Annotated in this window: 18 protein-coding genes; all 18 read left to right on the top strand. The window is 57.2% G+C overall.

Features of this window, described 5'->3' with window-relative positions; translation table 11 throughout:
- Positions 1–69 precede the first annotated feature (69 nt).
- The 18 genes from PPOP_RS11105 (at position 70) to PPOP_RS11020 (ending at position 21,763) form a co-directional block, all read left to right on the top strand.
- Positions 70–1,044 (top strand): ketopantoate reductase family protein, encoded by a 975-nt coding sequence (locus PPOP_RS11105; RefSeq protein ID WP_006286445.1) that lies wholly within the window; start codon positions 70–72, stop codon positions 1,042–1,044.
- 39 nt (positions 1,045–1,083) lie between these two features.
- Positions 1,084–1,458: a DUF3397 domain-containing protein gene (locus PPOP_RS11100; RefSeq protein ID WP_006286444.1), complete on the top strand. Its 375-nt coding sequence runs from the start codon at positions 1,084–1,086 to the stop codon at positions 1,456–1,458.
- A 93-nt stretch (positions 1,459–1,551) separates the two neighbouring features.
- Positions 1,552–3,180: a bacillithiol biosynthesis cysteine-adding enzyme BshC gene (gene bshC / locus PPOP_RS11095; RefSeq protein ID WP_006286443.1), complete on the top strand. Its 1,629-nt coding sequence runs from the start codon at positions 1,552–1,554 to the stop codon at positions 3,178–3,180.
- 72 nt (positions 3,181–3,252) lie between these two features.
- Positions 3,253–4,527, top strand: coding sequence for an adenosylhomocysteinase (locus tag PPOP_RS11090; RefSeq protein WP_006286441.1), 1,275 nt, complete (start codon positions 3,253–3,255; stop codon positions 4,525–4,527).
- A 199-nt stretch (positions 4,528–4,726) separates the two neighbouring features.
- Positions 4,727–5,158, top strand: coding sequence for a division/cell wall cluster transcriptional repressor MraZ (mraZ, locus tag PPOP_RS11085; protein WP_006286439.1), 432 nt, complete (start codon positions 4,727–4,729; stop codon positions 5,156–5,158).
- Between the two features lie 82 nt (positions 5,159–5,240).
- Complete coding sequence (gene rsmH / locus PPOP_RS11080; protein ID WP_006286438.1) at positions 5,241–6,191, top strand: 16S rRNA (cytosine(1402)-N(4))-methyltransferase RsmH; 951 nt, start codon at positions 5,241–5,243, stop codon at positions 6,189–6,191.
- Between the two features lie 18 nt (positions 6,192–6,209).
- Entirely contained in the window at positions 6,210–6,599 is a 390-nt protein-coding gene (ftsL, locus tag PPOP_RS11075) for a cell division protein FtsL (protein ID WP_006286437.1), read from the top strand.
- Positions 6,600–6,612: 13 nt separating this feature from the next.
- Entirely contained in the window at positions 6,613–8,796 is a 2,184-nt protein-coding gene (locus PPOP_RS11070; RefSeq protein WP_006286436.1) for a penicillin-binding protein, read from the top strand.
- A gap of 69 nt (positions 8,797–8,865) precedes the next feature.
- Positions 8,866–10,794: a stage V sporulation protein D gene (locus PPOP_RS11065; RefSeq protein ID WP_006286434.1), complete on the top strand. Its 1,929-nt coding sequence runs from the start codon at positions 8,866–8,868 to the stop codon at positions 10,792–10,794.
- Between the two features lie 2 nt (positions 10,795–10,796).
- Complete coding sequence (locus PPOP_RS11060; RefSeq protein ID WP_006286433.1) at positions 10,797–12,293, top strand: UDP-N-acetylmuramoyl-L-alanyl-D-glutamate--2,6-diaminopimelate ligase; 1,497 nt, start codon at positions 10,797–10,799, stop codon at positions 12,291–12,293.
- The gene (locus PPOP_RS11055) at positions 12,290–13,714 is read left to right on the top strand and encodes a UDP-N-acetylmuramoyl-tripeptide--D-alanyl-D-alanine ligase (RefSeq protein WP_006286431.1); all 1,425 of its coding nucleotides are present in this window, start codon (positions 12,290–12,292) and stop codon (positions 13,712–13,714) included. Before PPOP_RS11060 ends, PPOP_RS11055 begins: the two co-directional genes overlap by 4 nt.
- Positions 13,715–13,717: 3 nt before the next feature.
- Positions 13,718–14,680 carry a phospho-N-acetylmuramoyl-pentapeptide-transferase gene (mraY, locus tag PPOP_RS11050; RefSeq protein WP_006286430.1) on the top strand — a complete coding sequence of 321 codons (963 nt, stop codon included), beginning with the start codon at positions 13,718–13,720 and terminating at the stop codon, positions 14,678–14,680.
- Positions 14,681–14,683: 3 nt separating this feature from the next.
- Positions 14,684–16,114 carry a UDP-N-acetylmuramoyl-L-alanine--D-glutamate ligase gene (gene murD, locus PPOP_RS11045; RefSeq protein WP_006286428.1) on the top strand — a complete coding sequence of 477 codons (1,431 nt, stop codon included), beginning with the start codon at positions 14,684–14,686 and terminating at the stop codon, positions 16,112–16,114.
- A 48-nt stretch (positions 16,115–16,162) separates the two neighbouring features.
- Positions 16,163–17,260, top strand: coding sequence for a stage V sporulation protein E (gene spoVE / locus PPOP_RS11040; RefSeq protein WP_006286427.1), 1,098 nt, complete (start codon positions 16,163–16,165; stop codon positions 17,258–17,260).
- Positions 17,261–17,265: 5 nt separating this feature from the next.
- A complete protein-coding gene (gene murG / locus PPOP_RS11035) occupies positions 17,266–18,372 on the top strand; it encodes an undecaprenyldiphospho-muramoylpentapeptide beta-N-acetylglucosaminyltransferase (protein WP_006286425.1) in 1,107 nt (368 codons plus the stop codon).
- A 292-nt stretch (positions 18,373–18,664) separates the two neighbouring features.
- Positions 18,665–19,573, top strand: coding sequence for a UDP-N-acetylmuramate dehydrogenase (murB, locus tag PPOP_RS11030; RefSeq protein ID WP_006286424.1), 909 nt, complete (start codon positions 18,665–18,667; stop codon positions 19,571–19,573).
- Positions 19,574–19,589: 16 nt separating this feature from the next.
- Positions 19,590–20,873, top strand: a complete 1,284-nt coding sequence (gene murA, locus PPOP_RS11025; RefSeq protein ID WP_006286423.1) for a UDP-N-acetylglucosamine 1-carboxyvinyltransferase — start codon at positions 19,590–19,592, stop codon at positions 20,871–20,873.
- A 92-nt stretch (positions 20,874–20,965) separates the two neighbouring features.
- Entirely contained in the window at positions 20,966–21,763 is a 798-nt protein-coding gene (locus tag PPOP_RS11020) for a cell division protein FtsQ/DivIB (RefSeq protein ID WP_042228475.1), read from the top strand.
- Positions 21,764–21,988: the final 225 nt, after the last annotated feature.

Raw genomic sequence — 21,988 nt, 5'->3', positions numbered from 1 at the left:
TTCAATCATTCATTGATATATATAACGAGAATGAGCCGATAGAAGATCGGAAGAAGGAGTGAGACGAACATGATAGTCGATATTATCGGGGGAGGCGCACTCGGTCTCCTGTTCGCGGGGCGGCTACTGGCCGGCCGGCAGGCCGGGGTCCGACTATGGACGAGAACGGAGGAGCAGGCGGAGAGGATCCGCACGGAAGGCTTCGAGGTAGTGGAGCTGTCAGGGCATCGCTCCCATTATGAAGCGGTAGAAGCGTTCCCGCTTCCGTTGGCGCCGGCACGGCTAAGCCGACATGGTTTGGAAGCCGGCATGGTATGGCTGTTCGTCAAGCAGACGCATATCGGATCCGGGCTGCTGACCGTGCTGGCAGAGATGCCGCGGCAGCCCGGCGCGACCCTCGTCTGCTTCCAGAACGGAGTCGGCCATGCTGAAGTGTTGGCAGGGGTATGGCCTTCCCCGTCGCTTGCGGTCGCGGTTACGACGGAGGCTGCGGCCAGAGAGGGTGCGAACCGGATTCGTCATACCGGATCCGGAGCAACCTGGATCGGTCCGGCCGCCGCAGAGGAGGTTGCGAGGTCTACTGCCTTGAATTTTTCATGCATTTCTGCGAAGAACATGTTGGAAAAAGCAGGATTTGAGGCGTTTGCGTCGAACAACATCGAAGACATGGTCTATCAAAAGCTGCTCGTCAACGCTATCATCAATCCATTGACCGCGCTGCTGCGCGTCAAGAACGGCGAACTGCTGGTCGGGGCGGAACGGATGGAGCTTATGCGGGATTTGTTGGCTGAAGCGGCCAAGGTCTATCATGCTGCCGGCATCCCGGTGAATGAAGAGGAAGCCTGGAGGAAGATTATGGGCGTGTGCCGCCTAACCGCCGGCAACACCTCTTCCATGTTGCAAGATATATTGGCCGGCCGCCCGACGGAATACGAGGTGATTACGGGCGCGATTATCCGGCTCGGTGCGCGCTATGGGGTCGGCACCCCGCTGCATCAGACGATATTCCGCCTGCTCCGGGCTGGCGAGCCAAGACACCGCTAGCACCTACTTCTTCTGTTCAAAGGAGTGAGTCATACCGCCATGTATACCATTTTCATCATTTTATCGGCATTGCCGTTTTTTCCGTTCATCATTGTTTGGGCTGCCGGTTGCTACTGGGCCAGGCCCAAGAAAAAAGCGTTCATGCTGGCCATGGACGTGACGACGTTCTTCCTTATCGCATCGGTTGGGGGCCTCTATAATACGATAACAGGATCCGCTACAGGATTTTATTGGATCTGCCTTATGATGCTTCTTGCCATCGGCTTGCTAGGCGGCCTCCAGAACCGCAAATACGGTAAAATTCACGTTCAGCGGTTGGCGAGGACGATCTGGAGATTGGCCTTCTTCATTCTCAGCATCCTTTATATCATCCTGCTGCTCATCGGCATTATCGCATATGCTGCGAGCGTGTAGCCGCCACGGGACGCGCGTGCATGGACAACGTTCTTTGACGTATCCAAGCCGCATTGTGTACAATCGAGACGATAGACAGAGGAGGCGGCTTACATGACTTGGCCAATTTTGAACATAACTGTACAGCAATCATTGGCAAGACGATACATAGAACGGGACGATTCGATTATCGAATCGCTATATGAATACCATCCGGATCGCGATTGGGAGACGCGCGTCCGCTGGGTGGATAAAGCAGCGCATCTGCGGGCGGATCGCAAGCGGCTCGTCTCCGTCCTGCGCCGATATAATAAGGCAAGGAACGATCATCCGGCCGTAACGGCATCGCTGGATCGGCTGGAGCGGGACGACGCGCTCGTTGTCGTCGGCGGACAGCAGGGCGGCTTATTTGCCGGTCCGCTGCTCGTCGTCTACAAAGCGGTATCGATTATCCGCATGGCTCAGGAGGCGGGGGCGAGACTGGGCCGTCCGGTCATTCCGATCTTCTGGATCGCGGGGGAGGATCATGATTTCGATGAAGTGAATCATGCGTATTTTCTCACACCGGAACCTTCTGTCGCCCGGGTCCGGGTGGAGAAGAAGGGGGGGGCGCGCACGCCGGTAAGCTGCATTCGGCTGGATGAGGTGCAGTGGGAAGCGGTATTGAACGAGGTAGACGCGTTGCTTCCGCCTACGGAGTTCAAGCCGGCGCTGATGGAGCGGGTGAGGGAAGCTTCCGTCGGCGCCGCGTCGCTTACCGATGCTTGCGCCGTTCTGCTCGGCGGCATGTTCGGCCCATACGGCCTCGTGTTCCTCGATTCGGCCGATCCGGAGCTGCACCAGGTCGAAGGGCCGATGTTTCACAGCCTCATCGCGCAGAACGATCGGCTGAGACAGGCCTATGCTGACAGCGAGCGCGAGCTGGCTTGCCAAGGCTGTCCCCCTCAGGCAGACCGTACCGAGAACGGAGCGAATTTGTTCCTGATTCACGAGGGAGAGCGGCATCTGCTGTTCAAGGAAGGTGGAGGCTTTACCGACCGGCACCGGACCCTGGTCCGGAGCGAGGATGAACTGATGGCCGCAGCCGAATCGGCGCCCCAGCTGTTGAGCAACAACGTGCTGACCCGCCCGTTGATGCAGGAATATTTGTTCCCGGTGCTGGCCACCGTGCTCGGTCCCGGCGAGATCGCGTACTGGGCGCAGACGAAAGAGGCTTTCCGAGCGCTCGGCATGAGGATGCCGCTGGTCTGGCCGCGCATGGGCTTCACCTGCCTGGAAGGGACCGTGAACAAGCTGCTCGGGAAATATAGATTGACGGCCGAAGAGATCATCGGGCATTATGAGGAGAGGAAGGAAGCGTGGCTGACGGCACAGGATGAACTGGGGCTTGATGAACGGTTCGCTTCGTTCCGTCATCATGTCGATGCCCGCTACGAAGAACTGCTTGCCCGGCTGAACGAAGCGCTCCCCGCGCTCGGCCGCCTGGGGGATACGAACCGGGCGAAGGTGCTGGATCAGATCGACTTCCTGCACCACCGGGCGAAGGATGCGCTGCAGAAGCAGCACGAATCGGGTCTTCGCCAATGGGAGCGGATGAGGCTGACACTCCATCCGCAGGATCGGCCGCAGGAGCGCGTCTACAATATGCTGATGTACGCCTGCCGCTACGGGGACGGCTGGTTCAAGCCAATCATGGAAGCTCCCGTGCTATGGAACGGCGAGAACCGCTTGGTTGTGCTGTAACTATGAGTCCAGGTCAATGGGCGCGCATCTGCTGCATACGATAGCTATAACAGGAAGGGAAGGGTGTAGAGGATGAGTCAGACAAAAGCAGCAGAGCACAGCATCATTCGCGATATGGCATTGGCCCCGGAAGGGCATTTGAAGATCGATTGGGTGCAAGCCCATATGCCGGTGCTGAACCGGATTCGCAAGCGATTCGAAGCGGAACAGCCGTTCAAGGGCTTGAAGGTGGCGATTTCGCTCCACCTGGAAGCGAAGACGGCCTACCTGGCCAAGGTCGTGCAGGCCGGCGGCGCCGATGTGACGATTACCGGCAGCAACCCGCTGTCGACCCAGGACGATGTCTGCGCGGCGTTGGTTGAAGACGGCATTACGGTCTATGCGAAGTACAATCCGGAACCGGAAGAGTACAAGCAACTGCTCCTCCGCACGCTGGAGACGAAGCCGGATCTGATTATCGACGATGGCGGCGATCTGATCTCGATTCTGCACTCCGAGCGTCCGGATCTGCGCGAGCAGGTGCGCGGCGGCGCCGAGGAGACGACGACAGGCATTCTGCGCTTGAAGGCGATGGAGAAGGATGGCACACTCCAATTCCCGATGGTCGCCGTCAATGACGCCTTCTGCAAATACTTGTTCGACAACCGGTACGGCACAGGCCAATCGGTGTGGGACGGCATCAACCGGACAACGAATCTCGTCGTGACTGGCAAGACCGTCGTCGTCGTCGGTTATGGCTGGTGCGGCAAGGGCGTGGCGATGCGGGCGAAAGGCCTCGGCGCGAACGTCGTCGTGACGGAGATCGACGCCATTAAGGCCGTCGAAGCGTATATGGACGGATTCACCGTGTTGCCGATGAGAGAAGCGGCTCGCGTAGGCGATATTTTCGTGACGGTCACGGGGAACCGCGACGTCATTCGCGGCGAGCACTACGACGTCATGAAGGATGGCGCGATTTTGTCCAACGCCGGCCATTTCGATGTGGAAGTGAACAAGACGGAGCTGGAAGCGCGCGCGCAGAACGTGCGGACGGTCCGCAAAAATATCGAAGAATACAAGTTGAAGGACGGACGCGGCATTTATCTGCTGGCGGAAGGCCGCCTCGTCAACTTGGCAGCGGGGGACGGGCACCCGGCAGAAATTATGGATATGACGTTTGCCCTACAGGCATTGTCGCTGAAATATGTAAACGAACACTACGATCGCATCGGCAGTAAAGTCGTCAATGTGCCGTACGAGCTGGATGAGCAGGTCGCCCGCTTCAAGCTGGAGTCGCTTGGCATTTCGATCGACACGTTGTCGGCTGAACAGCAATCGTATTTGATCAGTTGGCAAGAACATGAATAGCCGTGTTACCGGCTGTCCGCTGCTTTGCTTCTCTGAGGGCTAGAAGGCGGGCGGCAACCCGAGAATGCGAAAAGCGTAAAGGAATATGAAATAAAAATCCTGCCGACAAGCAGGATTTTTTATATTTACGGCGAATTATTCTTTTGTTGTGGGGAAAAGTGGGGCGTTGTGGTGAATTTAGGGGGAGGAGTGGTGGCAGATGTTTATGGGTGAATATCAACATAGCATCGATGACAAAGCCCGCCTAATCATTCCCGCTAAGCTGCGTGACTCCTTGGGCTCCACATTTATACTCACGCGTGGCCTGGATCAATGTCTGTTCATCTACCCGATGGAAGAGTGGGGTCTGCTCGAACAGAAATTGAAGGCATTGCCCTTGATGAAGGCGGACGCACGGGCCTTTACCCGCTTTTTCTTCTCCGGCGCCACCGAATGCGAGTGGGACAAGCAGGGCCGGATCAACATTCCCGCTCATCTACGGCAGCATGCCAAGCTGGACAAGGAATGCATGATTATCGGCGTGCAGAGCCGGGTGGAGATTTGGAGCAAGGACGCTTGGGAACACTATGTGCAGCAGTCCGCATCCACCTTTGAAGAAATGGCTGAGACATTGGTTGACTTTGATTTTTGAGAGGAAACCGGTCATTCAGAATGCGCATGGCAAAGTGAAAGACAACATAGACAGGAACAGGAAGAACTAGGAGGAATAACATGTGTTTCATCATATAACGGTGTTAAAAGAGGAGGCTGTGAACGGACTGAATGTGCGCCCTGACGGCATCTATGTTGATTGTACCCTGGGAGGGGCAGGACACAGCTTCGCCATTGCATCCCTGCTGTCCACAGACGGTCGGCTTATCGCGCTCGATCAGGACGATTGGGCTTTGGACAATGCCGCGAACGTGCTGGCACCCTACCTTGACCGGGTGACGATGATCAAGACGAATTTCCGCCATATCGAGGACGCTCTGTATCAGGCAGAGGTGCCGCTTGCCAATGGCGTGCCGCAGGTGGACGGAATTCTGTTCGACCTCGGGGTATCGTCGCCGCAGCTTGATGAAGGGGAGCGTGGTTTCAGCTATCAGCATGACGCACCGCTGGACATGCGCATGGATCGGAGCCATTCGCTTACGGCCCGCGAGATTGTGAATGAGTGGCCGGAAGGGGAGATCGCCCGCATCCTGTTCGAGTATGGGGAAGAGAAATTTTCCCGCCGCATCGCCCGCCGCATCGCGGAAGCAAGGGCGGATCATCCGATCGAGACGACCGGCGAATTGGCCGAGTTGGTCAAGGCCGGGATTCCAGCGGCAACCCGAAGAACGGGAGGCCATCCGGCCAAGCGCAGCTTCCAGGCGCTCCGTATCGCCGTCAACGACGAGCTGGGCGCGTTCGAGCAGGCGCTTCATCAGGCAACCCATTGCTTGAAGCCGGGCGGAAGGGTCGCTGTAATTACCTTCCATTCCTTGGAGGATCGGATATGCAAGCAGACATTCAACCAGTATATGAACCGCTGCACTTGTCCGCCGGATTTGCCGATGTGTGCCTGCGGCAAGCAGGATATTTTGATTTTGCCGAAGCGCAAGCCGATTGTGCCGAGCGTGGAAGAGTTGGAGTGCAACCCGCGTTCTCGCTCCGCGAGATTGCGGGTCGCCGAGAAATTGTAATGAAAGGGAGAGCAGAAGATGGCTTATACTCGCGGTAATTTGGCCGTCCGGCCGGAGAAACAGCAGCAGCCGAGGCCCAAGGTTCGCCAGACAACGAAGACCGTCGTCCGCAAGAACACATTGCCGACGAGGGAGAAGCTGTTGTATCTGCTGACCATTCTATTGTGCACGGCCGTAGCGCTCGTTCTTATCGGGCGATATGCCCAAATCTACGATATGAACCGGAACATTCAGGATTTGAAGCGGGAGACGATTTCGCTGCAGGATCAGACCTCCGTGTTGCGAGTAGAAGTCGAAAAGCTGTCGGATTGGAAGCAGGTTGAAGAGATCGCGCGGAAGAACGGGCTTGTATTTCCCGAGACGCCGCTAGAGATTCAAGTATACAAACAAGCCATAGGCAATGATTGAACGAGGGATGAAGATGGTCAAACGAATCAAGTTGCGCACGTTGACAATCGGGGGCTTAATCACCCTCTTTTTTATTGTCATCGTGACCCGTCTGTTTTGGTATCAGGTATGGAATCAAAATTTCTGGATGGAGCTGGCGAAAAACTCGTGGTCGACGAAGCAGACCATCGAGCCGGTGCGCGGGACGATCTATGATCAGAACGGGGAAGTGCTCGCTATGGATGCCCCTGCGTATACGGTCGCGGTCAATCCGAATCTGATTCAGGAACTGAAAACACTCGATAAGCTCGTCAAGGAGGATATCGACGTGGAGCGGCTTATTGTAGAGGAGCTGCACAAGGTGCTGGGCAAGCCGGAGAACGAGCTCTATGACATTGTCCGCAAAAAAAGTTCGGAGACCGGAGCCTATTTGATTCAGCGCGAGGTGCGGAACGAGGGCTGGAAGATCGAGGAGGAGACCGCGCAGAAGCTGCGCGACTTCACGGAGTCGCTCAAAGAGAAGGCCAGCTTGCAGGACATCGGGCTGTACCTGATGCCGGAAGTAAAGCGATTCTACGCCAAAAACAACCTGGCCGCGCACGTGCTCGGTTATACCGATAAAAATGGGAATCCGGTCGGCGGCATCGAGGAGCTGTATAATGAACAACTGTCCGGCAAGGCCGGCGCGATCCAGTACGAGAAGGATCGGATGGGCAACAAGCTCCCGAAGGCGTCAGAGGTTTACACACCGGCCCAAGACGGGGACAATATGTATTTGACGATCGATCGCATGATCCAGCAATATATCGAAGAAGAGATCCGGAAAGTGTACGATGAATATTCCCCGCATACGATTACGGTGATTGCCGCGGACCCGAAGACCGGCGATATTTTGGGCCTGGCGAACATGCCGACGTATAATCCGAATTCGTATTGGGATTTCGACAATGACCGCGCTTTCTTCAATCCGGCGGTGCAGGGCGGCTACGAGCCGGGATCGACGTTCAAGATCGTGACGCTCGCGGCGGCGGTTCAGGAAGGGCTGTTCGATCCGGATGCCTATTTCCAATCGGGGAAAATTTATGCGGGCGGGCGCGCTATTCATGACGTCAATACGACGTGGGGCACGATTCCGTATCTGGAAGGCTTGAAGCGTTCCAGTAACGTCGCCTTCGTCAAGCTCGGCTTCGAGATGCTGAAGGAGGAGCGGTTCAAGTCCTATATCGACAAGTTCGGCTTCGGGCAAAAGACGGGCATCGAGATTCCATGGGAATACGAGGGCTTCGTTCAGTTCCAATATCCGGCGGACGTGGCGGCCGCTTCATACGGCCACGGCCAGATTAAAGTGACGCCGCTTCAGCAGATTATGGCCGTCTCGGCGGTGGCGAACGGCGGCAAGCTGATGCAGCCGCATATCGTGAAGAAGATCGAGGATCCGGTGACCGGCGAAGTGACCGAGCGGGAGCCGGAAGTGGTGCGTCAAGTGATCGAACCGGAAATTGCCAAGCAAGTCAGCGAGTATTTGGAGCAGGTCGTTGCCGATCAGGAGATCGGCACCGGGAAGAACGCGTACATCGAAGGCTACCGGGTCGCGGGCAAGACGGGAACCGCGCTTAAGGTTATTAACGGGGAGTATGACTCCACGCGCGCGGTCGTATCCTTCATCGGCTTCGCCCCGGTGGAGGATCCCCGGATCGCGGTTATCGTCGTCGTCGACGATCCACAGAAATATTGGGAGGGCGGGGGCTTCGTCTCGCCGATTATGTTCAAAAATATCGTCTCCAAATCGCTGCGCCATATGGGCGTGCCGACTTCCCATGAGATGAAGCCAGCCGAGGAGGGTAAATCCGAAGGTCCGATTCGGCTCCTCCAGGCGCCGAATATTCAGGGGCTTAAGCCGCATGAAGCGAAGAAGCAGTTGGCGGAGCAGGGCATCGTCTTCCAGACGGTCGGATCAGGCGAGGAAGTAAAGAGCCAATTCCCGGCGCCGGGCGAATATTTGGGCTCTGGCCAGCGGGTCTACCTGCTGACCGATGAGCCGGGAAATCTGTCCATGCCTGATATGAAGGGCAAATCGCTGCGCGATGTTATGGAAATCTCTTCGTTGCTGGGCATTGAGGTGCGGGTCGAGGGAGAAGGCTACGTTAGCGAACAGAAAGCCTCGACAGACAACGGTAAGCGCGTGGTCGACATCAAATTGGAGCCAAGAAGGCCATAGCTTGTTCTATCCCCTGGTTGTCCCGAATAGGTTGGTTATGAACCCAAGTGGGACAAAGGAGGGGTTACCGTGAAATTATCCAATGTCACGGTCCGCAAGCGGCTGTTCATTAGCATCGGACTCGTGTCTCTCGGCTTTTTTGCGCTTGTCGTTCGTCTAGCCTATGTCCAATTGTGGGAGGGCGGGGAAATTACGGCCAAGGCGGAGGAATTATGGCGCAGAGACATCCCGGTTACGGCCAAGCGCGGGGAAGTGCTTGATCGGAACGGGGTGCGTCTCGCCTATAATGTTACCTCCCCGACGATTATGGCCGTCCCCGCCCAGATTCAGGATGCCGCAGCGACGGCTGCCCGGCTGGCGCCGGTACTGCAGATGAAAACGGAAGATGTCGAACGGATGATTAAGGTACGCAAGTCTATCGTCCATATTAAGCCGGGAGGCCGCAAAATATCGCTCGAAACGGCGCAGCAGGTGCGGGAAAAGAACTTGCCCGGCATTGTCGTGGCAGAGGATAATAAAAGATATTATCCATTCGGGGAACTGGCCTCCCATATTCTCGGCTTCACCGGCATCGACAACCAAGGGCTGACGGGCATCGAGCAGAAGTACAATGACGCGCTCAGCGGGCTGCAGGGAAGCGTCTCTTACCTGTCCGACGCAAAGGGCCGCCAGATGCCGAATTCTTCGGAGACGTATGCCCCACCGCGAGATGGATTAAATTTGCAATTGACGATTGACAAGCAAATACAGACAATAATGGAGCGGGAACTTGATCAGGCGATGCTCGAATTGCAGCCGAAGCATATCATCTCGATTGCGATGGATCCGAACAACGGCGAGATATTGGCGATGGCGAGCCGCCCGAATTATGAACCGGGGCGGTACAAGGAGTATTCCCCGGAGGTGTACAACCGCAACCTGCCGATCTGGATGACGTACGAGCCGGGCTCCACCTTCAAGATCATTACGATCGCTGCGGCGCTCGAGGATGGCAAGGTCGATTTGTACAACGAGCATTTTTTCGATCCCGGGAGCATCGAGGTCGGCGGCGCCCGGCTGCGCTGTTGGAAGAAAGGCGGTCACGGCAGCCAGACCTTCCTCGAGGTCGTCGGCAATTCATGCAATCCCGGCTTTGTTACGCTGGGACAGCGGTTAGGCAAGGAGACGCTGTTTGCGTACATACGGAAGTTTGGCTTCGGGCAAAAATCGGGCATCGACCTGAGCGGGGAAGCGACGGGAATTCTGTTCAAGCTGAACCGGGTCGGTCCGGTCGAATTGGCGACGACCTCGTTCGGACAGGGTGTATCGGTTACGCCGATCCAGCAGATTGCCGCCGTCTCGGCGACGATCAACGGAGGCAAGCTATACCGGCCGCATGTGGCGAAGTCGTTCGAGCATCCCGAGACGGGGATGATCATCGATGAAGTTGAGCCGGAGCTGGTCCGGCAGGTCATCTCGCCGGAGACGTCGGCGAAGGTGCGGGACGCGCTGGAGCATGTCGTCGCCCAAGGCTCGGGGCGCAACGCGTTCATCGACGGCTACCGGGTCGGAGGAAAAACGGGCACCGCGCAAAAGGTTGTGCACGGACGTTATTCGCCGAATGAGCATATCGTATCTTTTGTCGGGTTCGCGCCGGCAGACGATCCGAAGATCGTCATCTATACGGCGGTAGACGATCCGCAAGGGATTCAGTTCGGCGGGCTGATTGCCGCTCCTATCGTCAAGCGCATCATGGAGGACGCACTCCATTATATGGGGGTGGAACCACGTCACAAACAAGTCCCCCGAAAATATAGATACAATGAGACGCCGATGGTGGCGGTTCCTAATCTGGTCGGCAAAACGTTGACCGATATTTACGAAGATATGAACATGAATTTTCAACTAGCCAAATCCGGTACGGGCAACACGGTCATTCACCAGGCGCCCAAACCGGGAACCCGTGTGGAGCGGGGATCTACGATCCGCATCTACATGGGTACAGAGACGGAGGAATAACGATGCAGGAAATGCGATTGTCCGAAGCATGCAAACGAATGCTGAATGTGAAATGCACAGGAGACGAAGCAACGGTAGTGACCGGATTGGCGGTGGATTCACGCCATGTCCGGCCGGGCGATCTGTTCTTCTGCATCTCGGGCACGGCGGATGACGGCCACCGTTATGCGGAGCAGGCCGTTGAACAGGGAGCGGCCGCGCTTGTCGTGGAGCGGGAACTTCCGCTTCCGGTTCCCCAGCTCATCGTCCGTCAGGCCCGTCGAGCGCTGGCGGTGCTGGCGGATGCCTTCTACCGTTCGCCGAGCCGGGAATTGAAGCTGATCGGCGTGACGGGAACGAACGGCAAGACAACGACGACGTATCTGATCGAGCGGATATTGACGGACGCCGGCCGCAAAAGCGGTGTGATCGGCACGATCGAGATGCGCTATGATGGCCGCAAGCTGCCGATGTCGGGCACAACACCTAACGCGCTTGAGCTGCAGCATTCGCTGCGGGATATGGCCGACTGCGGCGTGGAGGCAGTCGCGATGGAGGTCTCATCCCATGCGCTCGATCAAGGCCGCGTGGAAGGTTGCCGCTTCCGGACGGCCGTATTCACGAACCTGACTCAGGACCACCTCGATTACCATGAGACAATGGAATCGTATCGCGACGCCAAGGGCTTGCTGTTCTCTCGGCTCGGGAACACATACTGCAAGCAAGAGGTTGAGCGTTCCTATGCCGTGCTGAACGCGGACGATCCGGCATCGGCGCTTTTCGCCAAGCTGACCGCCGCAGAGACGCTGACGTACGGCTTATCGGCGTCCGCCGATATTCGGGCGGAGGATATCCGCATGAACGGAAAGGGAACGAGCTTCCGCGTCCATACGTTCCGCGGCTCGGCCGACGTGCAGCTTCGCATGGTCGGGAAGTTCAATGTCTGTAACGCGCTCGCTGCCATCGCGGTCGGGTTGATTGAAGGCATCGCGCTGGACGATATTTGCGCCAGCCTCGAAGCGGTGCCGGGCGTGGCCGGCCGTGTCGAAGCCGTGGAGGCCGGGCAGCCGTATACGGTCATCGTCGATTATGCCCATACGCCGGACGGCCTCGAGAATGTGCTGCAGAGCGTCAAGGAGTTCGCGGTAGGCCGCATTATCTGTGTATTCGGCTGCGGCGGGGACCGCGATCGGAAGAAGCGGCCGATTATGGGCCAAATATCGGCCCGTTATGCCGACTACTCTATCATAACGTCCGATAATCCACGCACCGAGAAGCCTGATCGGATTCTCGAAGACATCGAACGGGGACTGACGGAGATGGAGGTCGTCCCGCACCGCTATGAATGTATCGTTGACCGAAGAGCCGCCATTGCGAAGGCTATTGATATGGCAAGCCCGCACGATGTAGTATTGATTGCGGGGAAGGGGCATGAGACGTATCAAATTATCGGCCGCGAGACCTTTGATTTCGATGACCGCTTGGTAGCAAGTGAAGCGATAAGGGGCAAAGTGCAGTGATAGAAACCACCTTGGAACATATAGCGGAGCTGTGCAGCGGAACATTGGCCGACTCGTCTGCAGGCCAGACGAAGGTGCGCGGCGTATGTACCGATTCCCGCTCCGTATTGCCTGGAGGACTGTTCGTTCCCCTCGCCGGCGAACGATTCGACGGCCATGCTTATGTGGAGGCGTCGCTGCGAGCCGGAGCGGCCGGAGCGCTCTGGCAGGTGGATCGGACGCTTCCCGGTGCTTCTGGGCCGCTTATTCTCGTGGACGACACTTACGCGGCGCTGCAGCGGCTGGCTGCCGCTTATCTCGCGGAAGGCCAGGTCGAGGTGGTCGCCGTTACCGGAAGCAACGGCAAGACGACGACGAAGGATCTGGTTGCGTCCGTCTTGTCGCAACGGTATCGGGTACATAAGACCGAGGGGAACTTCAACAACCATATCGGGCTTCCGCTGACGGTGCTATCGATGCCGCCGGAGACGGAGATTGCGGTGCTCGAGATGGGCATGAGCGGCCGGGGAGAGATCGAGTTGCTCTCGAAGCTGGCGCGACCGGATGTGGCCGTCGTCACCAATATCGGGGATGCCCATCTGCTTCAGCTCGGCAGCAGGGAGGAGATCGCCCGGGCGAAGCTGGAGATTACGGCCGGATTGCGCGTCGGCGGCCTGTTCGTATGCCACGGAGACGAGCCGCTTGTCGATCTGGCGCTGACCGAACGGGAGCCGGGAGAGCGTATCCGCTTGCTGCGCTTCGGTCTGGGCGAACGATGCGATTTGCGGCCGACGCGCATGAGCGGCGACGGCAGCGGCATGGCATTCGCTGTGCCTTCTGCCGGCGGACAAGGCGAGTCGGTCTTCCATATCCCGCTGCTGGGGCGGCATAATGTGATGAACGCCATGGCCGCTCTGGCGGTCGGGCGCCGCTTCGGCCTGACGGACGAACAGATTGCCGCCGGACTGGTCGGGGCGCGCATCAGCGGCATGCGCTTCGAGCGGCATGTCACGCCGGAAGGCTGGGTCGTGCTGAATGACGCCTACAATGCGAGCCCGACCTCGATGAGGGCGGCGTTGTCCGTGCTGGCCGACATGAAGGGCGGACGGCGGATCGCCGTGCTGGCCGACATGCTGGAGCTGGGGCCGCAGGAAGCGACGCTTCATTTCGAGATCGGAGCTGAGCTTACGCCGGATAAGGTCGATATGGTGCTTACATTCGGTGAACTGGGCAGGCATATCGCTGCCGGCGCCCGCCGCTCGCTGCCGGCCGAGGCCGTGCGCTCATTCCAAGATAAAATGACCTTGAAAGCTTATTTGAAGCAAGAAGCAAGACCCGGGGATAGCGTGCTCGTCAAGGCGTCTCGGGGAATGAAACTTGAAGAAGTTGTAAATGACTGGATCCGTAACACGGATTCGTCTGTGGGGCTACGGGAGGTGTAGGGATTGGATTTCAAATTGATGTTAATGACAATGGGCGTATCTTTCATCTTGGCTGTCATCCTCGGTCCGCTAACCATTCCGCTGCTTCGCAGGCTCAAGTTCGGACAGCAGGTCCGCGATGACGGCCCGCAAGGACATTTGAAAAAAGCAGGTACGCCTACGATGGGCGGCGCTATTATTTTGCTGGCTTTTACGCTTGCTTTTCTGAAATTTTCGGTCACTGACATTAATTTTTATGTGCTGCTCATCGCGACACTTGGCTTCGGACTGATTGGATTTCTTGACGATTACATCAAAATCGTGTTCAAACGCTCACTCGGCCTCACTGCGAGACAAAAGCTGATCGGGCAGTTGGCGTGCTCCGCCGTTATCTGCGTGCTGCTGTGGCAGTCGGATCAGAGCACCGTTCTTGCGGTTCCGGGTACGTCCTGGGGTTTTGACCTCGGCTGGTTCTATTATCCGTTCATCATGTTGATGATGCTGGCGATCAGCAATGCGGTCAATTTCACGGACGGCCTGGACGGCCTGCTGTCAGGCACAAGCGCGATTGCGCTGTCGGCCTTTGCGCTCATCGCGATGCAACAGTCCGAGATCGCGGCCGCAGTGTGTGCGGCATCCATGATCGGTGCCGTGCTCGGCTTCCTCGTCTTCAATGCGCATCCGGCCAAGATATTCATGGGCGACACCGGTTCGCTCGGGATCGGGGGCGCCATCGGGGCCATTGCCATTCTGACGAAGACGGAGCTGCTGTTCCTCGTCATCGGCGGCATATTCGTCATCGAGATGCTGTCCGTTGTCATTCAAGTCGTCTCCTTCAAGACACGGGGCAAGCGCGTATTCAAAATGAGTCCGATTCATCATCATTTCGAGTTGTCCGGCTGGTCGGAGTGGCGCGTCGTTATTACGTTCTGGCTCGCGGGCATCGTGCTCGCCGGACTCGGATTATGGATCAACAAGGGGTTGTAACATATGGAACATCCTGATACGTACCAAGGAAAGCGCGTCGTCGTTCTCGGCCTGGCCAAGAGCGGCGTCAGTGTAGCTAAGACGTTTCATGAACGCGGTGCCCTCGTTACCGTCAATGATAAGAAAGAACGCCACAAATGCCCTGAAGCTTCGGAGCTGGAAGCTTTGGGCATTTGTGTTGTCTGCGGCCATCACCCGGACGATCTGCTCGACGCCAGCGTCCAACTGGTCGCCAAAAATCCGGGCATTCCGTATTCGGCGCCGCCTGTACGGCAGGCGCTTGCGCTTGGCATCGAGGTCGTGACCGAGGTGGAGGTCGCTTATCATCTCAGTTCGGCGCCGATTATCGGCATCACGGGCAGCAACGGCAAGACGACAACGACGACCTGGGTTGGCAATATGCTCGAAGCGGCCGGGCTTCGTCCGATCGTCGCCGGCAATATCGGCACGCCGCTCTGCCAGGCTGCCGGGGAAGCGGGCGCGGACAAGGTATTGCTCGCGGAGCTCAGCAGCTTCCAGCTCAAGGGGACATCCGCCTTCCGTCCGCGTGTCGCCAGCTTGCTGAACATATCGAATACCCATTTGGATTACCATGTCACGATGGAGGATTATGTCCAGTCTAAGGCCCGCTTGTTCCGCAATATGGCAAACGGGGATGTCGCTGTGCTCAATGCGGACGACGCGACCTGCCGGGTGCTCGCTCCGGATATTGGCGCCCGGATCTGGTGGGTGTCGTCCACGCAGCGAGTCGAATGCGGCGTATACGTAGAGCCTCCTTATCCGGAAGCGTCCGGCGAAGGAGAGGAGGATGACCGCCAGCTAGTGTATGCGGATGAAGCGGGGCAATTGCATCCGATCATCGGCGTGCGGGAGATCGGTGTGCCCGGGCGTTATAATGTGGACAACGCCTTGGCCGCCGTCGCCATATCGATTGCGGCGGGCGCCGAGCCTGCGGTGCTGGCGGATCCGCTCCGTTCATTCCGGGGCGTGGAGCACCGCCTCGAATACGTGGGCGAGGTAAACGGCGCATCGTACTATAACAATTCCAAGGCAACCAATACGAAGGCGACGCTAATGGCACTGGAGGCGTTCGAAGCGCCGGTCGTCCTAATCGCGGGCGGCCTGGATCGCGGGCTTGATTTCCTGGAGCTGATACCGGTACTGGAGGAGCGGGCTGCGGCGGTCGTCACGATGGGCGAGACGAGGGAAATTCTGGCCGCTATCGCCGCGAAGGCGGGTTTAACAAACGTGGCGGTCGTCGACAATGTAGATAATAATGCATCGGAAGCCGTCTCGGAAGCGGTACGCCTGGCGGCGGGCTATGCCAAGCCGGGTGATGTCGTGCTGCTGTCGCCGGCTTGCGCGAGCTGGGATATGTTCCCTTCCTATGAAGAGCGTGGACGAATGTTTAAGGCGGCGGTGCATAGTCTTTAAGCAGGGGGGTGTTCAAGGCCCCTACATTGTCCAATGAGGTGTACCGCAATGGCCAAAGCACGGACCGCTCCCGATTTGTGGCTTATCGGCTCTATCCTCTCTTTGCTGGGGATAGGAATTGTCATGGTGTATAGTGCCGGCGCCGTCATCGCCTTTCACGATTACGGCGACTCGTTTTATTTCGTCAAGCGGCAGCTGCTGTTCGCCGTACTTGGACTAGCCGCCATGTTCGTCACGATGAACGCTGATTACCGAATATGGTCCCGGTATGCGAAGGTCGGATTGCTTACCTGCTTCGGGCTGCTTATCATCGTTCTTATCCCGGGCATCGGAGACGTCCGGGGCGGCGCACGCAGCTGGCTCGGCATCGGATCGTTCGGCATCCAGCCTTCGGAATTCATGAAGCTCGGCATGATTATGTTTTTGGCCAAAATGCTGTCCGACGAGCAGATAAGAATCGCTCGGTTCATGACCGGGCTTCTGCCGCCCCTCGGGGTGATGGGAGCGGCGTTCGGGCTCATTATGCTTCAGCCGGATCTTGGGACAGGCACCGTTATGATGGGCGCCTCGCTGCTGCTTATCTTTACGGGAGGGGCCCGGATCAAGCATATCGCCTCGCTGGCCCTCGTCGGGGTGGCCGGGTTCGTCGGCCTTATTCTGGCGGCGCCTTATCGATTGCAGCGCATCACCGCCTTTCTCGATCCGTGGCAGGACCCGCTTGGTGCAGGGTATCAGTCGATCCAGTCGCTGTATGCGATTGGCCCGGGCGGATTGGTCGGCCTCGGATTGGGGGCGAGCCGTCAGAAATACAATTATGTGCCTGAGCCGCAGACCGATTTTATCTTCTCCATCTTGGCGGAAGAGCTTGGTTTCATTGGCGGCGTCACCGTGTTAATGCTATTCTTAATTCTAGTATGGCGCGGTATGCGGGCGGCCATGACGGCCCCTGACACGTTCGGCAGTCTGTTGGCTATCGGCATCGTCGGCATCGTAGCCGTGCAGGTTCTTATCAATATTGGCGTCGTCATCGGCTTGATGCCGGTGACAGGCATAACGCTGCCACTCATCAGCTATGGCGGCTCTTCCTTGACATTGATGCTGACTTCACTAGGCATCTTGTTGAACATATCACGTTATGCGAGGTGAACGAGATGCGCGTCGTGCTCAGCGGCGGCGGCACGGGAGGACATATTTATCCGGCTGTCGCCATCGCGAGGGAATGCGAGAAACGCTATCCCAACTGTACTTTTTTATTTATTGGAACCGATAAAGGCCTGGAGAGCCGGCTTGTTCCTGAGGAAGGCCTCCCTTTTGCCTCCATTGACATTACCGGATTTCGCCGCAAGCTCTCGTTTGACAACGTCAAAACGGTCGTGCGCTTCCTGAAGGGCGTGAACAAGGCGAAGGCGATGCTGGCCGAATTCAAGCCGGATGTCGTCATCGGAACCGGAGGGTATGTATGCGGGCCGGTCGTATATGCGGCAGCCAAGCTGGGCATCCCGACGCTCGTCCATGAACAGAATGTCATTCCCGGACTGACCAACAAGTTCCTCAGCCGTTATGTCAGCTCGGTGGCGGTCAGCTTCGAGCAATCGGCCGGCTATTTCAAGAAGGCGAAGCAGGTCGTCTACACCGGCAATCCGCGGGCGACGGCGGTCGCGCAGGCGAACCGGGAACGGGGCTTCGCCTCGCTCGGCCTGCCGATGGACAGCCGCGTCGTGCTTATCGTCGGCGGCAGCCGCGGCGCACAGGCGATAAATCAGGCGATGATTGGCATGGTCCCGCTGCTGAAGCAACTGCCGGACGTTCATTTCGTCTACGTTACTGGTCAGCATTATTACGAGCATACACGGGCGGCCGTCCGCAAATCGAGCGAGTCCGTGCGCAATCATCTGCATGTGCTTCCCTATATCGGCAATATGCCGGAAGTTCTGGCCGCGACGACGCTCGCTGTGAGTCGTGCAGGGGCCTCCTCGCTAGCTGAGCTGACATCGCTTGGCATCCCGTCGGTCTTGATTCCGTCTCCTAATGTGACGAATAACCACCAGGAGGCCAATGCGCGGTCGCTGGCGGACGCCGAGGCGGCCATGATGATGCTGGAGCGGGAGCTTAGCTCGAACGTGCTCTTCGATACGATCAAGCGGTTAATGACCGATGAGGAGGCGCGAAGCCGGATGTCAACTCGGGCCAAAGCGTTCGGCCACCCGGACGCCGCGGAGCGAGTCGGAATTGAACTGGAACGATTGACGGGCAAGTGAAGCTTGCCCGATTTGTGTGTCTCGGACCCGTTGCAAGGGAGGGCGACAGCCCTCCCTGCGTACAGGTGCTTCCAACACGTTACCGGGCTGCGGCGAGCCGGGGGGTCCGGCGTGCAAGCAGGACGACCATAGGCAAAGTGCGGCCCTTTCCGTCTGGGCACCTGTCACACAACGTGTTACGGCTACATAAGATACCCTATACATCGTGACAGCCAGTGCCGCTTGCCGGACACGGACGTTGCATCGTTCTATCGCGGACGACAGGATGAGTTGGGTTAAGGAGGTTCATCATATGCTGCAGCAATTTATATCTCGTTATTCAGATTTGAACTTGGGCAAGTACAAAATAAATGAGCCGCTTGCACCGTATACAACCTGGAAAATCGGAGGTCCGGCGGATGTGCTCGTCGAGCCTGCCGGCAAAGAGCAGATCGTTCAGACTGTCCGGCTGCTTCATGACATGCAACTGCCATGGATGGCCTTAGGGCGCGGCTCCAATATGCTCGTATCCGATAAGGGGGTGCGAGGCGTTGTCATTCATACCGGGCATGCGCTTGATGATGTCCGGCAGGAAGACAATCTGGTGCAGGCCGGAGCCGGGCTTTCTTTCATCAAGCTGTCCGTGCTCACTGGCAATATGGGGCTGTCGGGACTGGAATATGCGGGCGGCATTCCCGGCACGGTCGGCGGAGCCGTCTATATGAATGCCGGCGCGCACGGGTCTGACGTGTCACGAATATTTGAATCTGCTGAGATTGTACTGGAGACAGGGGAATTGGTGCGATACAGAGCGGAAGATATGAAGTTCGCGTACCGCCGCTCCGTGCTGCACGAGATCAGGGGCATCGTACTGGAGGCGACGTTCCGACTGGAGCACGGGGACCGGCATGAGATTAAAGCCTTGAACGCAGCCAATAAGGAACGGCGTCTGCGGACGCAACCGCTGCAAGCCGCATGCGCGGGGAGTGTGTTCCGCAACCCGCCAGGAGATTTCTCGGCCCGGCTCGTTGAAGAAGCCGGACTGAAGGGATTCCGGATCGGCGGAGCCGAAATATCCACGCTACACGCCAATTTCATTGTAAACACCGGGCAAGCAACAGCGTCAGACGTGCTCACCCTGATGGATCGCATCCAACAAACGATAAAAGACCGAAATGGTGTCGAGTTGGTGCCGGAAGTGTTGGTGGTGGGTGAGCGGTAATCACGGAGGTGATACATTGGACAAATTGGTGATTGAGGGTGGGAAGCCTCTATCGGGGACCATTCGTATCCATGGAGCCAAAAATGCCGCTTTACCGATTTTAGCAGCCGCGATCCTGGCCGACGGTGTCGTCAAGCTCGATAATGTTCCGCAATTACTCGACATTGAAGTAATGCTGCACATTTTGCGCCGCTTGGGCTGTCGGGCCGTTCAAGACGGTTATACGGTCACATTGGATGCCACCGGTACTCATTCGGTCCATGTGCCGGAAGATTTGATGCGACAGATGCGCTCATCCATTTTTTTGATGGGGCCGCTGCTTGCGCGTTTTAAGGAAGTTCAAATTTTTCAGCCTGGCGGCTGCGCTATTGGCGAACGCAAGATCGATTTGCATTTACGGGGCCTGCAGGCGCTTGGAGCGGAAGTGGAGCAGTGCGGTCACCGCGTCATGTGCCGTGCAGCGCGGCTCGTCGGAACGGACGTCCATCTTGATTTCCCGAGCGTTGGCGCGACGGAGAACGTAATGATGGCCGCCGTGCTTGCGGAAGGAACGACCGTCATCACGAATGCTGCCCGGGAGCCGGAAATAACCGACCTGCAGAACTTCTTGAATCAGATGGGTGCCAATGTAAGCGGAGCAGGCAGCGGAACGATCGTGATTGAAGGCGTCAGCAGTCTGTACGGCTGCCGATATTCGATTATCCCGGACCGGATCGTAGCCGGCACGCTGATGATTGCCGCGGCCGCGACAAGGGGAGCGGTGACGCTGACTAATGCATATGCCGGACATTTGACCTCATTGATTCATATTCTTCGCCGTGCCGGTGTTCAGATCGCTACGAGTGATGGTATAATCAATGTAACCAGCTTCGGTAGGGCGAAGGCGGTAGATCGGATCGTCACGTCTCCTTATCCGGCATTCCCAACCGATCTGCAATCGCAGTTGATGGTGTTGATGTCGCTTGCCGACGGGGTAAGCGTGCTGAAGGAGACGATATTCGAGGGCCGCTTCAAGCATGTGGATGAATTGTCCCGCATGGGTGCCGATATCCGTGTCGATCTGAGCACAGCGTTTGTACGAGGCATGTCTATGCTGTACGGCACGACGGTGGAAGCGACCGACCTTCGCGCGGGAGCCGCTCTTGTTATCGCAGGCTTGGCCGCGCAGGGCCGAACGGTTATCGAGAATGTCCATCATATTGATCGCGGCTATGACCGGATTGAGCATATATTCAGCCGACTTGGCGCGAACATCGAGCGGTTCGCCGCGGTACCCAAGCTTGACCTTGCCAATGGATAAAGCTACTGCGAGTCCCCTCCTCTAACAAGGAGGGGATTGTGGGTATTATGGCGAACTAACTTTTAAGGAGAGAGAATGGAGGGGGTGAGCGGTTGCATTTACGTAGTATTCCCCCGCTTCCAGGGAAGCCGCCGAAGAAGAATCGCGCAGCTGTGAAGATGATTTGGCTGCTGTCCATTCTATGCATTGTGTTGCTGCTCGTGCTGTTCTTCCGTTCACCGATAAGCAAGGTTACGGAAGTGCGTTGGATCGGGGAGCACTTCGTGGCGAAGGCCGAACTGGGCGAAGTCAGTGGACTGAAGCCCGGAGAACCGTTCTTTGGGACGAGCGAGGCAACGATAAACGCGCGAATTCAAGAAAAGTTCCCATTTGTCAAATCGGTGAATATGGTCAAGCATTTCCCTGGCATTGTTGAAGTATATGTTCATGAGTATGCCGCCGTTGCCTACGAATTGAGCGCGGACGGACAGGTTCTGGCTTGTCTGGAGAACGGCACCGTCGTGAAGCCGAGCGCGCAGCTGAAGACCGTGCTGGAGATGCCCGTGCTGACCAAATGGGGCGGACAAGCCGAGGTGAGAGGGCAGTTGAGCCAACAGCTGGCCAACATTCCGAAGGGGCTGCTGGCCGACATTTCCGAGATTAGCTTTTATCCGTCTTCCTCGTACCCGGACCGGATTAAGATGTATACGCGCTCCGGATTCGAGGTTGTCACGACCGTATCGGCGTTGCCCGACAAGATCACGTATTTAAGCGGTGTGGTCGAGATGAAGGAGCCCGGCCGCATAACGATGCTCAAGGCCGATTCCTATATTCCGTATTCCAGTCTTCCGGAGGAGCTGGGCGAGATAGGGGCAAAAGAGGAACAAATGGATGAGGATAATCTAAAATAGGAAAACAGAATGTGGATAAAGAAAAAACTCTACTCAATAAACGGAATAAATGCTAGAATAAAGTTTATGGTATTTCCTAAACTCCCCTTCTTTTTGAACCTGCATTTTTCAGACTTGTAGAAGACAAGACGGACCGGAAGTGGCACTTGCAATATGGAAGGATTTTGTCTTTAAAAAAAGTGAAGAAAAAAGAGGGAATGACCAATCCTTTGTTGAATACATAGT

Source organism: Paenibacillus popilliae ATCC 14706 (assembly GCF_000315235.1).
GTDB lineage: Bacteria > Bacillota > Bacilli > Paenibacillales > Paenibacillaceae > Paenibacillus_B > Paenibacillus_B popilliae.
Note: the sequence above shows the minus strand (reverse complement) of the source record. Positions and strands in the feature narration are given on the sequence as shown.